Raw genomic sequence first — 12,962 nt, forward strand, 5'->3', positions numbered from 1 at the left:
CGTGGGCGGCGGCGTTCGCGGCGTACCTGCGGGCGCGTCTGGCGTCGGACCCCGCTGCGGCCCTTGCGGAGGCGCGCCGCGCGAAGGCCGGGTTCCGCGACGCCGGGGACCGGCGCTGGGAGCTGCGCGCCGAGGCCGAGCGGGCCCGTGCGATACCCGAAGCGCCCCAGGACGGCTTGTAGCCGGGGGCAGGATGTGGGAACCCGGAGGCCCGGCGGCCGGGCCGGTGCCATGATGGCCGCATGAGCTCACCCGTCGAACTGTGCTGCCTGCTGCGCGCCCGCCCCGGGGCCGAAGCGGCCATGACCGCCTACGAGGACGAGGTCCTCGCCCTCGTCCCCGAGCACGGGGGCGAGATCGTCTCCCGCGCGATCGGCGACGGCGCCGGCGGCCACCCGCACGAGGTCCACACCTACCGCTTCCCCGGCCAGGAGGCGATCGACGCGTACATGGCCGACCCGCGCCGCACCGCCCGGACCGAGGAGCGCGACCGCGTCGTCGAATCGACGATCCTGTTCCCGGTCCGCCTCGCCTGAGACATCAACTGTCGGATTCCCGACAGTCCCGGCCGAGAATGTCGACGTTCTCGGGATTTGCCGGATTCCGTTGTCACCCGATTGACCGGTACACGGACCGTGCAATTGGGACCCGCTCGTTACGCTCGGCGCATGAGCAACGGCGGGACGGGCTTCTGGGGTCCGGTCGGGGCGCTGGCGGGAGTCGTCGGCGTCATCCTCACGTATGTCATCTGGCAGGACGAGATCGAGGCCCGGGCCGACCCGTACGACGACCCGACCGACGCGTGGACCGAGGACTGGAACGGTGAGGGCGTCGAAGGCGGCTCCGGCGAATGGGCCCTCCAGAACACCTTCCAGGTCGTGCTCGACCCGACCCTCGACGACGGCGCCTGCCGCGAGATGCAGTTCGACCTCGACGACGGCGGCAGCGGCGAACTCGTCGACATCGGCGGCCCGTACGCCGACTGGATGGACGCCATCTGGTCCTCGTGCGGCGCCGACTACGGGGTCGTCTACGGCCGGCTCGGCGAGTCCGCGACCGTGTACGACGGCGGCAGCGCCGACGTCGCCGCCTGCACCGGCGCCATCGGCGCCGACACCTACCTCGGCTTCGAGTTCGACCCCGCGAGCCCCACGGTCGACGAAGGCTGCCTCTACACCACCACCGACGCGGTCGCCGCCGTCACCGTCGACTCCGTCTCCTCGGACGGCGGCTTCGCCGTCGGCCGCCTGAACGTGGCCGTCTACACGTGGGCGTGACGCCCGCGCGCGGACCGCGGCGGCGCACCCGCCCTGCGTCGCCGTGGGACACTGGACGTTCCCCCGGTGCCGATCGAAAGCGGTGACATGCCAACCCTCGACGTGCGCCTCCTCGGCCCCCTTGAGGTCCGCATCGACGGCGCCGAGGCGGCCGTCCCGCGCGGGAAGACCGCGACGATCCTGGCGATCCTCCTCGACGAGGCCAACAGCGTCGTCCCCCTCGACAGCCTCATCCGCGCCGTCTACGGCCTCGAACTGCCGCGCGACCCCGACACGCAGATCCAGAACGCCGTCGGCGTCCTCCGCGGCAAGCTCGGGGCCGCCCGCGACCGCATCGAGACCGTCGGCCGCGCCTACCGGCTCCGCATCGCCCCCGCCGAACTGGACCTGCTGCGCTGCAAGGCGAACGAGGACCGCGCCCGCACCCTGCGCCTCGAAGGCCGCACCGGCGAGGCCGCCGCCGCGCTGCGCGAGGCCCTCGCCGAATGGCGTGGCCCCGCGCTCGCCGACCAGGCCGGGACCGCCGTCGAGGCGATCCGCCGCCGCTACGACGAGCACCGCCTCACCCTCCTCGAACGCCGCCTCGACCTCGACCTCGAACTGGGCCGCCACGCCGACGTCGTCGACGAGCTCCGCCAGGTCGTCGCCGCCCACGGCACCCGCCAGCGCCTCACCGCGCTCCTCATGCGCGCCCTCCACGCCGCCGGGCGCATCGCCGAGGCCGCCGACGCCTTCGCCGCGTTGAAGGAGCGCCTCGCCGAGGCCCTCGGCGTCGACCCCGACCGCGAACTGGTCGACCTGCACACCGCGATCCTCCGCGACGAACCCGCCGCCCCCGCGGCCGTCGTGGAGCCGCCGCGGCTCGTGCCCGCGACGCTCCCGCGCGCGATCACCCGGTTCACCGGCCGCGACTGCGAGATCCGCCTCCTCGACGACTCCCTGGAGGCCGCCGACGGCGAGGCCGGGCTCGCGGTCGTCACCGGCATGGGCGGGGTCGGGAAGACCGCGCTCGCCGTCCGCTGGGCCCACCGGGTCGCGCACCGGTTCCCGGACGGGCAGCTGTACTTCAACCTGCGCGGCTTCGACCCGCTCAGCGACGGCGCCGACCCGGCCGCCGTCCTCGCCGAGGCCCTCGCCGCGCTCGGCGTGCCCGCGCACCAGCTGCCGGCCGGGCTCGACGAGCGGGTCGGCCTGTACCGGACCGTGCTCGCCCGCCGCCGCGTCCTCATCCTCCTCGACAACGCCAGGGACGCAGCCCAAGTGCGCCCGCTCCTGCCGGTCGCCCCCGGCAGCTTCACGCTCGTGACCAGCCGCGACCGCCTCTCCGGGCTCGACGCCGGGGAGGGCGCCGACACCGTCCCCCTGGAGCTCATGTCGGAGGGCGACGCGTGGGCGCTCCTGGTGCGGCGCATCGGCCTCACCCGCGCGATGGCCGAGGAGGCGCCGGTCCGGCGGATCGTCGCCGCCTGCGGGCGCCTCCCCCTCGCTCTCACGCTGATCGGGGCGTGGGCGGCGCAGCATCCGGGGTTCTCGGTCAAGTCGCTCGCCGACCGGCTCGACCAGACCACGAACGTGTTCAAGGTCCTCGCCGCGGCCGACCCCGGCTCCGACCCGCGCTCGGTGTTCGCGTGCTCCTACCAGGCGCTCGGTTCCCGTGCGGCGCAGGCGTTCCGCCTGTTCGGCCTGCATCCCGGCCCCGAGCTGACCCCGGCGGCGATGGCGAGCCTCATGGGCGGCTCAAGGGCCGAGGCCGAGTCGGCGCTGAACGAGCTCGCCGGCGTCCACCTGATCGAGCAGCCCGGCGAGGGCCGGTACTCGATGCACGACCTGCTGCGCGCCTACGCGAAAGAGCGCTTCGCCGAGGAGGTCGCGCCCGAGCGTCGGACCGCGGCGGCCCTGCGCATGGTCGAGCACTACCTGTTCACCGCGAGCGCCGCGGAGGCGCTCTCGGCCGACCGGTCGGTGAGCCTCGACCTCGGCGAGCCCCTGCCGGGCGTGGCCCCCGAGCGCTTCAAGGACCTGGCCGCGGCGGCGGACTGGCTCGACGCGGAGGACGACGTCCTGCGCGGCCTGGTCGGCCTGGAGGCCGGCAGCCCCGAGCTGGACGTGCGCGTCTGGCAGCTCGGGTGGTGCCTCGCCGGGGCCATCGTCGACCGGTTCCGCGGCGGCGGCCCGGCCGAGGACGGCCCCGCGGCGTTCACCGCGACCGAGCGTGCCGGAGACCTGTTGGGGCGCATCGCGGCCCGCGGGCACCTGTCCGGGCCCATGCTCATGGTCAGCACCGAGCCGTCGCTGCCTGAGGAGCTCTCCCGCGCGATGGAGGCCGCCGTCAACGACCGCGACCCCGGCGCGCGCGCCATCGTCGGCTACACCCTCGCCGCGGGCCTGGGCGGCGAGGGCCGCGACGCCGAGGCCCGCGAGTACGCCCGGGCCGGCAGCGAGTACTTCGACCGCAAGGGCAACCGCTACTGGGCCAACCGGATGCGGTACGGCGTCGGCTGGCACAGCATGGTCCTCGGCGACTTCGACGAGGCGCGCCGCTGCTTCGCGGAGGTCCAGGCCGCCGCCCCGCCCGAGCGGCGCCCGCTCGCCGCCGCGAACACCGGCCTCGGGTTCGGGTACATCGCGCACGCCGAGGGCCGGTACGAGGACGCCGTCGGCCACTACCGCGAGGTCCTGGCGTGGTTCGAGGCGAACGAGGTGCGCGTCAGCGCCGCCTACACGCGCGAGCACCTCGGCGAGACCCACCGCGCCCGCGGCGACGCGGCCGCGGCCCGCACCCAGTGGGCGGCCGCCGCCGAGGCGTACGACACGCACGGGCTCGGCTCCGAGGCCGACCGCGTCCGCGCCAAGATCAAGGCCCTGGACCCACCGGACAGGCCCTAGGGGCCCCGCCCGGAGGCGGAGCCCTGCGAAAGCCTTGCCGCTTAAGCGGTCTCGGCGTCGAAGTCGGTCGCCAGGAGCGCGTCGACCGCCGACTGGTACGAGTCGGTGCCGGACTGGGCGATGCTCGCGATCCCCAGGAACCCGTTGACGCCGTCCACGTCGACCACCAGGATCGCCGTGTCCTCGAACGTGTCCGTGCTGCCGGGCGTCGACGTCCACGAGTTCCGCCAGGTCGCCAGCACGCCGGTCTTCCCGTCGACGGTCACGTCCTGGTAGGCGATCTCGCCCATCTGGTAGCCCTCGACCGAGCTGAACGAGCCCGTCAGCCACACGTCGGCCGCGCTCGCGGCGCTCGCGCGCAGGTCGGCGGGGTCGAACTGGGCGTTCGCGCCCGAGAACAGGCCCACGCCGAAGAACGAGATCCACTCCTCGGTGTGGTAGAACGCGTACCCCTCGGAGTCGGTCAGCGGCTCGTTGGCCACGCCCGGCCCGTAGTACGGCTGCCACTCGCCCGCGGGGATCGGGGTGAGCGACCCGATCGACGTGACCGTCAGGCTCGTGCCCGACGGCAGCGGCGCCTCCTCCTCGGGCTCCTCCTCGCCGGTCTCGCCGCCGTCGTCGCCGGGGTCGGACTCCTGCGAGGTGCTCGAATCGTCCTGGCCGCCCGCCAGCTCGCCCTCGTCGGGGTCGCCGCCGCCGAGCCAGAAGTACCCGCCGACCGCGCCCAGCGCCATCAGCAGCACCACGCCGATGACCAGCAGCGCCGTCCCGCCGCCGCCCTTCGTCGTCGCCTGCACCGGCGGCGGCCCGTACCCCTGGTACGGGTTGTACGGCTGGTTCGGGTCGTAGCCCGGCTGCGGGTAGTACTGCGGCGCGTTCGGGTCCTGGTACGGCGAGCCGGCCGCGGGCATCTGCGTCGTCGGCGGCGCCGACGAGTACGCCGGGTCCGGGCCCACCTGGCCGGGCGCGTAACCTCCCGCGGGCGGCTGCGCGGCGGGCTGGGAGTGGCCGTAGGGGTCCGGTGCCCCCGGGGGCACCGCGCCGGGGTCTTGCGGGGGGTACGTCATGGACCGATCGTATCCGGACGCCGCCGCCGCTGTCCTCGTCCGTTTTCCTGAGAAAACGCTGAAGAGAACACTAAACCGGGACGGGTGGACACCCGCCCCGGCTTCAGGGATCCGAAACTAATCCCCAGTATCACCGACCTGTCAAGATCGGATTCGTTAGCCCGTGAACACGGCCACCGTCAGCCCCGGCACCGTGAACGTGCCCGTCGCGTCGTCGAAGGCCGCCTCCGCGAACACCGGGTCCGCCGAGTCCTCCAGGACCGGGTGCAGCCCCGCCCCCGAACCGGCCGCCTCGGGCACCGTCTGGTCCACCGCCTCCGGCGAGGCGTTGAACACGACCGTGACCGACTCGAACGCGTCGTCCAGGCCGTCGAGGTCGATCCGCATCGTGATCACGCCCGGCACCTCCGCGGCCGTCCCCGACAGCGGGAACGACACCCGGTCGGCGACCGCCTCGCCCGTGCCCAGGCTGAACGCCTGCGTCGACGAGGAGATCCGCAGCAGCTCCAGGTACCGGTCGTCAGCGAGCGCGATGTCCCCGCACGACGGCGCCTCGACCGCACTAATCGCGGCCTCCGCGTACGGCCACTTCGCCTCCGTCGTCCACGCCGGCGGCAGGCCCGAACCGAACCCGTTCGACGAGGAACCGAAGCCCTCGGTCCCCTCGCAGTCCCAGCGGATCGCGTTGAACCAGTCCCCGGAGTCGTACGAGTCCCGGTCCAGGGACTTCGACCGCAGCATCTCGCTCCCGGCCGTGGTGAACCCGGTCCCCTGGCTGAGCACCGCCGTCGCCAGACTCAATACCTGCATCCGCGCCCGGTCAGTCCCCGAAGTGCCCGCATCGAGCTTGTAAGCGAGGGCGTCGAACAGGATCTCGTTGTCGTGCGCGTCCACGTAGTTCACCGCCTCGCCCGGATCGGCCGTGTACCCGGCGGCGGCCCCGTTGTAGTCGAGCCCGGCCCCGGTCACCTCCGTCCCATCGGACGCCGTGAACGTGTAGTCGGCGAGGTTCCCGACCAGGCCCAGCTTCGTCAGGTCCTGGGCGTGCAGCAGCGCCGCCAGTTCAGCGCCCGTGGCGTCGCCGTCGTTGTCGGCGGTCCACAGCCCCGAGCCGAAGCCCTGCACCGTCGGGTCCGCGTCGAACGGGCCGCCGCCGCGCACGGCGTCGCGCATGCGGTCGTTGAACGTCCCGATCCCGGTGCCCGCCATGTTCGCCTGCGTCGCCTGCTCGAACAGGGCGTCGTTCGCGACCTCGCCGAAGTTCCAGCCCTCCCCGTACAGCAGGACGTCCTCGTCGAGGGCCGCCTGCACCGCAAGGAGATTCGACTTCGGGTGGTGCCCCATGAGGTCGAACCGGAACCCGTCCACGTGGTACGCGTCCTGCCACAGCTCGGCCGACTCGACGATGAACCGGTCGAACATCGGCCGCTCCGTCGCCGTGTTCGCGCAGCACGTCGACGTGTACACCTCGCCGTTCGCATCCAGCCGGTGGTAGTAGCCCGGCACGACCCGGTCCAGCACCGACTTCTCGGCGGTCCCCGACGCGGCCGTGTGGTTGTACACCACGTCGTTCACCACCCGCAGCCCCAGCCCGTGCAGCGCGGCCACCATCTGCCGGTACTCCAGGATCCGCTGCGCCCCATCCGCATCCGTCGCATAGGAGCCCTCGGGGACGTTGAAGTGCAGCGGGTCGTAGCCCCAGTTGTACGCGTCCTCGGAGCGCACCGCCCCCACGCATGCCTGCTGCTCGGTCGAGTTCGCCGCCATCAGGTCAAGATCGCAGTCCACAGTGGCCTGATCGGCCTCGGGGATCGACGCGATGTCGAACGTCGGCAGCAGGTGCACGTAGTTCAACCCAGCATCCGCGAGCTCCGCCAGATGCTGCACCGACACCGAGTCGCCCTGCGTGAACGCCGCATACGTGCCGCGCAACTCCTCATCGAGGGACTCGTCGGCGATCGAGAAGTCCCGCACGTGCACCTCCCACACCTGCGCCTCGGCCGGATCGACCTCCGCCGGCGCGTCCTCGCGGTCCCACCCGCGCGGCTTCAGATCCGAGTCATTCAGGTTCACGATCTGGCTGTGCGTCGAATCCGCCGCCAGCGACAGCGAATACGGGTCCGTCACCGAATACGACTCCACCGCCTGCGAAGCCGGATGCCACACCTCGACCGCGAACCGGTAGTACTTCCGGTCCCAGCCCTTCGCGCCCTTCACCGTCCACACCCCCGTCCGCTCCGAGAACGACATCTCATGCAGCTCAGGCGAAGTGTCCTCCGGCGAGTCGAACAGCTCCAGGCTGACCGACCGCGCCGTCGGCGCCCACAGCGCCAGCTGCGGCTTCTTCCCCTTCCACGTCACCCCCAGATCCGCGTCCAGCGCCGCCGCGTACACGTCGTCCACGGCACCCGCGGTCTGCACGCCCGTCGCGTACCAGGCCAGACCCGTGTGGTCGCGCTCGACCGCCACGAGCTGCCCGCGCAGGGCCTCCCGGATCGCATCCCCGTCGGCGTTCACGGTGAACGCCTTGTAGTTCCAGTAGGCGGGCCACGCCTGCCGCTGCGCCTCGGTGAGACCGCCCTTCGGCGTCAGACCGATCGTCTCGAAGTCCCCGGTCAGCGCCCCGTCCTCGACCGCGATCGAGCCGCCGGCGCTGGCGAGCAGCTCGAAGACCTTCCCGTCGGTGGCCTCGGTGTTCAGGGCGATCGTGTCGGCGTCGAGCCAGATCGCCTGCTCCTGCGTGGCATCGAGGTCCGGGCCGCGGCTGGTGGAGGCCCCGGCGGGGCGCACGTAGCCCGCGGTCGCGGCGGTGATCCACACTTCCTGGCCGTACTCGGCGAAGACGAGCCGCTGGTCGGTCGGGAGGTCCTTCTCGTCGCCGTTGTGGAGGATGTACGACAGCGCCTCGGCGTCCTCGGCGAGGTCGACTTCGTAGACGGCGCCAAAGGAGTCGGTCCGGGCGGGCTGGAGCCCGGCGTTCCAGTCGGTCGGGTCGGCCGCGCCCTCCCAGGTGTGGAGGGTCCAGCCGTCGTAGTCGCCCGCGGGGCGCCGGTAGTGGATGACCGTCTTGCCGTCGGCGGCGGCCTGCGAGGCGTGGGCGCCGGTGGCGGTCACCCAGGTCTCGCCGCGCTGGGACGGGGTCAGGAGCACGTCGGAGCCGTAGAGCTTGGTGTCCCCGGCGTGCACGATGAGGCCCATCTGGGCGTCGAAGTCGTCGACGGGGACGTGCCAGTACCGGCCCCACTCGTCGGTCCCGTCGGGCTGACGCGGTGCGTCCCAAGCGGTCTCGACGCCATCGGCGAGGGCGTCGCCCCACAGGTGGAGGCCCCAGCCGGTCCCGTCGTCGGGGGCGCGCACGGTGACGTACCCGTTGGCCTCGGCGAGGGAGTACGCGATGTCGCCGGTGCCGGCATCGAGCCAGATCTCCGGGTTGGTGCTCGGGTCGAAGGACCGGTCGCCGGCGTAGTCCTTGTTGCCGTCCTCGTCGATGACGAGGAACCCGACCTCGTTCGCGTCCTCGGCGAGCTTGATCGGAGCGAAGGACCCGTAGGAGTCGCTGCCGCTGAACGGGTTCGAGTCGGGCCACACGGTGCTCGACTCCTCGGCCACGTTGCCCCACACGTACAGGCCCCACTGCTCGGGGTCGCCGTTGTAGTGGACGTTGGCCCAGGTGAGCGAGCCGCCCGCCTGCGCGGGGGTGGCGACCGCGGTGGTGGCCTTCGCGGAGGCGGTGCGCCCGGAGCGGTCCACGGCCACGGCCTTGAACTCGATGCTCTGGTTCCCTTGCAGCCCGGCGAGGTCGTAGGCGATCCGGTGGTCGGGGCCGGGGGAGGTCCCGATGTAGGTCCAGTCGCCGCCGTCCACGGAGGCGGCGAAGGCGACGCGCGCGAGCGGGTCGCCGGCGACCTCTGCGGTGACGTACGCGGTGGTCGCGGATTCCTCTGCGACCGTGAGGGACAGGGTGGGCGCGTCGCCGGAGGAGACCGGCTCGTCGGCCCGGAAGACGACGGCCGACAGCGGCGGCACGGTGATCGTGGCGGCTCCGTCGGAGGCTTCGATCGAACCGTCCCCGTAAACCGAGGAGAACGTGTCGGAGTAGGTCTCGACGGACACCGTCTGCGCCTCGGTCGAGTTCGACACGGCGACAAGGTATTCGACGCCCTCAGCGTCCTCGATGCGGGAGAACGCGAAGACGCCGTCCTCGGCGGACCTGGTGACCTGGGTGCCGTTCGCGAGGGCCGGGTGGTCCTTGCGGAGCTGCCCGAGTTCGGCGATCGCCTGGTAGATCGGGTGGTCGGTGTCGTAGTGGTCGTCGGCGTGGGTGGTGTCGGTGCCGATGAGCTCGTCGTCCAGGTAGTCGTCCACTTCGGAGGCGAACATCGTCTGGCGCGAGTAGTCGTCGCCGCCGGAGCCGGTGAAGCCCTGCTCGTCGCCGTAGTAGACGACCGGCTGGCCGCGGGTGAGGAACATGAGCTGCTGCGCGAGGATCGCGCGCTGCGTCCAGGTCGCCTCGTCGGCGGTCTCGACGATGTTCCGCCCCACCCGGCCGATGTCGTGATTGGACACGAAGGTCGGCATGGAGAGCGCGTCGGTGCCCTCGGCGGTGAAGAGGGCGTCCGATTCGTAGACCGTCGCCAGGCCCTCGGCACCGGAACCGCCGGTCGCGAATCCCGTTGCGGCGCCGTGGAACCCGAAGTCCAGCACGGCGTCGAGGTCGCCCTGGCGCACGTAGGTGCTGGTGTAGGCGGGGTCGCCGGAGTAGACCTCGCCGAACGCGAAGAAGTCGATGCCCTCGGCCTCGGCGGCGTCGCGGATGCCGTCCATGAACTGCGGCCAGAATTCGAGGTTCACGTGCTTGGCGGTGTCGAGGCGGAAGCCGTCGACGCCGGATTCGGCGATCCAGTCGGCGTAGACGTCGATCCAGCCGTCCACGACCTCGGGGCGCTCGGTCCACAGGTCGTCGAGGCCGGAGAAGTCGCCGTACGTGGAGGACTCGCCGGTGTAGGTCGAGTCGCCGCGGTTGTGGTACATCGTCGGGTCGTTGAGCCACTCGGGGGACTTCGCGTCCTCTTCGCCCGCTTCGAGAACGGGCGTGTACGGCGAACCGTCCGCCGTCACCGCCGGGAACTCGTCGGACTCCGCGTAGTTCGCGTCCTCGAAGGCCCGGCCCTCCGCGTCGGTGTAGGGCGAGTCCTCCTTGGAGACGTAGCCGTTCGCGTCCTCGGCCGGCTCGATCACGTCGGCGGTGTGGTTGACGACGACGTCGAGGTAGATCTCGATCCCGCGGTCGTGCGCGGCGCCGATGAGGCTCTGGAGCTCGGCGTCGTCGCCCAGGTGCGGGTCGACGGCGGTGAAGTCGGTGCCCCAGTAGCCGTGGTAGCCGGCGCCGGTCCAGGTCTCGGAGACCTGCACGGGCTGGTTGACGACGACGGGGGTGAGCCAGATGGCGGTGGTGCCGAGGCCCTCGATGTAGTCGAGCTGCTGCTCGACCCCGGCGAGGTCGCCGCCCTGGTAGAACATGCGCTTGGTCGGGTCGTAGCCGGTGGTGAGGGCGTCGCCCTCAAGGCCGCCGGTGTTGTTGGAGGCGTCGCCGTCGGCGAACCGGTCGGTCATGACGAAGTAGAACTGCTCGGCCTCGTCGGCGGGGGCCTGGGCGAGGGCGGCCAGCTGCGAGTCGGCGGGCTCCTCGGTCCACGAGCCGTCGTCGGGCGGGTCGCCGGGGCTGGTGCAGGCGGTGAGGGCCAGGGCGGCGCCCAGCACTCCCGCCGCTGTTCGGGCGGTACGCGGCATTGCGCTTCATCCTCCGGGGGTCGATCGGGGGGTCGGGGGCGTCGCGTGACGGGTGACGCACCCCGTGTGCGCAAGAACATACCACTTATGAAATTTCCTTACAACATTCTGATAATCCGTTGCGGAACTGCGAATGCGGGGGAACGAAAAAGCCCCCCGCGGAGCGGAGGGCTTCGACGATCGTGCTCTGGCTAGTGGCGCTCGTCCTCAAGGTGCCGGGTCGGGACCGGAGGGGTGTGCTCGAAGTAGATGTCCTTCACCGGGAACGGGAACGCGGACGTCCCGAACGGCGACGCGGCGCCGATGTGGCCGGAGGTGAACTCACCGACCTCGATGTGCCCGGGCTTGACCGTGCGGGAGCGGGTCTTGGCGGCCTTGCGGGCGGGCGCGCTGTCACTCTCGCGGCCGACCAGGTTCGAGTCACTCATGACCTGGATCTTAACGGGCGCCTCAGCGGCCGGGAACCGGATCACGGGTGCCTCGGGTCACGCCCGGCCGGCACCGCAGGATCCGCCCGAGCGCGAGCCGCCCGCCCGTCCACAGCCCGTAGCGCGAGACGGCCCGGTAGCCGTAGCCCGAGCAGCTGGGGGTGAAACGGCACTGGACCTGGACGCGCGGCGAAAGGAAGCGGCGGTAGAAGGCGATAGCCCGAAGCCCGAACCGCCGAGGCCCCTCACGGCGGTGCTCGCGGGCCCGTTCGAGCCGTTCAGGAGTGAGCCGCCCGAACCCGAAGACCCCCAAGAGGAACGAATGAAACGGCCCGGGATCGGAGGCGCCCCCGCATGCGGCCGCGCAGGCGTTGCACGGCCCGCCGGGATCGCACGAGGCGGCGAGCGGTTCGCCGCAGCCGACAGAGCAGCCCGGCTGGTACACACTGACGCACCCGGAGAACTCCACCCGACAGTTCTACACGCCCGAACGCCCTGCCGGTGGACCCGCCCGGACCGGCTCCGCCCCGGAGTCGATTGGGGAGGATTCCAGGGTTCTCGTGTCCGAAGAGTACACACCGCCCGTTATAAACCGAACACCCCTGTATCAGGGAATTGCCAGGTTCGGTTCAGGGCCCGCTCAGTCTCATGTCCCACGGTGAAGGCCTCGGGGAATGAGGGGTTCCCGAGGGGTTATGGACCCGGTGGGGCTTTCGGTTTCATCCTCCACTGACGATCGCCGCCGGCCCCACCGGGTACTCTTCCACCCCGTCCGAACCCCGACCCCGATCCCACCCCTGATTCCGAACCCCGGTCACGTTGCGCCCCGCCAACCCGACCTGTCACACCCATAGGTCAGGGTTGTTGAACCGGGGGCCCATCGTTCGGAACATTTCGGGAATATCCCGAAATATCAGCCCAGCGCAGCGCCCTCATCATGAGCAAGGCTCATCAACCGGCCCTGTTCCGCGCCATCGGTTCCGCTCAGCGGCGCCGACCCGTCTCAGTCGTATTTCCCCGCCTCAGCGGAACCGCTCGGGATTCGGCAGCAGCTCGTTCATCGCGCCCGACCGGAACCCCTGCGCGTCGAGCCGCACCTCCGCGAAGCCCGTGACGGCCTCCAGCAGCGAGGGCCGCTCCGCGACCGCGGGCACCAGCTCGGCGTCGATCTCCACCCGCGCGGTGCCGCCGCCCAGGTCCCGCACCCGCAGGTTCCGCACGGGGATCTCGGCTTCCCCGAAGGCGTCCCGCAGGGCCTGCTCGGCCTCGGCGACCCGCCGCAGCCCGTCCGCGGTCACCTCGACCCCGTACGCGATGCGGCTGGCCAGGCAGGCCGCCGCAGGCTTGTCCCAAGTAGACAGGCCCCAGGCCTTCGATGCAGCGCGGATCTCGGCCTTCGTGAGCCCGGCGTCGGCCAGCGGCGTGATCGCCCCGGCCCCGGCGGCCGCGCGGATGCCCGGCCGGAACCCGGCGGCGAGGTCGTCGGCGTTCGTGCCGGTCGCGACCGCCGCGAC

Annotated in this window: 8 protein-coding genes and 1 pseudogene; 4 read left to right on the forward strand and 5 right to left on the reverse strand. The window is 71.9% G+C overall.

The annotated features are described in order from the left end of the window. The 4 genes from DI269_RS17040 to DI269_RS17055 form a co-directional block, all read left to right on the forward strand. Nucleotides 1-182: hypothetical protein (locus DI269_RS17040; protein WP_157975052.1), on the forward strand; the 182-nt coding region annotated here is incomplete at its 5' end. A gap of 60 nt (nucleotides 183-242) precedes the next feature. Beyond that, the gene (locus tag DI269_RS17045) at nucleotides 243-536 is read left to right on the forward strand and encodes a hypothetical protein (protein WP_112137982.1); all 294 of its coding nucleotides are present in this window, start codon (nucleotides 243-245) and stop codon (nucleotides 534-536) included. Nucleotides 537-668: 132 nt separating this feature from the next. Next, nucleotides 669-1,277: a hypothetical protein gene (locus DI269_RS17050; protein ID WP_112137984.1), complete on the forward strand. Its 609-nt coding sequence runs from the start codon at nucleotides 669-671 to the stop codon at nucleotides 1,275-1,277. An 87-nt stretch (nucleotides 1,278-1,364) separates the two neighbouring features. Next, on the forward strand, nucleotides 1,365-4,163 hold the full coding sequence (locus tag DI269_RS17055; protein WP_112137986.1) for an AfsR/SARP family transcriptional regulator: 2,799 nt from the start codon (nucleotides 1,365-1,367) through the stop codon (nucleotides 4,161-4,163). Between the two features lie 41 nt (nucleotides 4,164-4,204). Here the strand turns inward: DI269_RS17055 and DI269_RS27170 are convergent, their stop codons facing one another. From DI269_RS27170 to DI269_RS17080, 5 genes and pseudogenes are all read right to left on the reverse strand, one after another. Further along, nucleotides 4,205-5,230 carry a flagellar basal body-associated FliL family protein gene (locus DI269_RS27170; RefSeq protein WP_112137988.1) on the reverse strand — a complete coding sequence of 342 codons (1,026 nt, stop codon included), beginning with the start codon at nucleotides 5,228-5,230 and terminating at the stop codon, nucleotides 4,205-4,207. A gap of 156 nt (nucleotides 5,231-5,386) precedes the next feature. Beyond that, nucleotides 5,387-11,020, reverse strand: a complete 5,634-nt coding sequence (pulA, locus tag DI269_RS17065) for a pullulanase-type alpha-1,6-glucosidase (protein ID WP_112137990.1) — start codon at nucleotides 11,018-11,020, stop codon at nucleotides 5,387-5,389. 191 nt (nucleotides 11,021-11,211) lie between these two features. Then, nucleotides 11,212-11,448 (reverse strand): hypothetical protein, encoded by a 237-nt coding sequence (locus tag DI269_RS17070; RefSeq protein ID WP_157975053.1) that lies wholly within the window; start codon nucleotides 11,446-11,448, stop codon nucleotides 11,212-11,214. A 22-nt stretch (nucleotides 11,449-11,470) separates the two neighbouring features. After that, the gene (yidD, locus tag DI269_RS29145) at nucleotides 11,471-11,917 is read right to left on the reverse strand and encodes a membrane protein insertion efficiency factor YidD (protein WP_198667501.1); all 447 of its coding nucleotides are present in this window, start codon (nucleotides 11,915-11,917) and stop codon (nucleotides 11,471-11,473) included. A gap of 553 nt (nucleotides 11,918-12,470) precedes the next feature. After that, a pseudogene (locus DI269_RS17080) lies at nucleotides 12,471-12,962 on the reverse strand (ATP-dependent sacrificial sulfur transferase LarE); the annotation flags it as partial.

It is taken from the genome of Glycomyces dulcitolivorans, assembly GCF_003265355.1.
Classification (GTDB): domain Bacteria; phylum Actinomycetota; class Actinomycetes; order Mycobacteriales; family Micromonosporaceae; genus Glycomyces; species Glycomyces dulcitolivorans.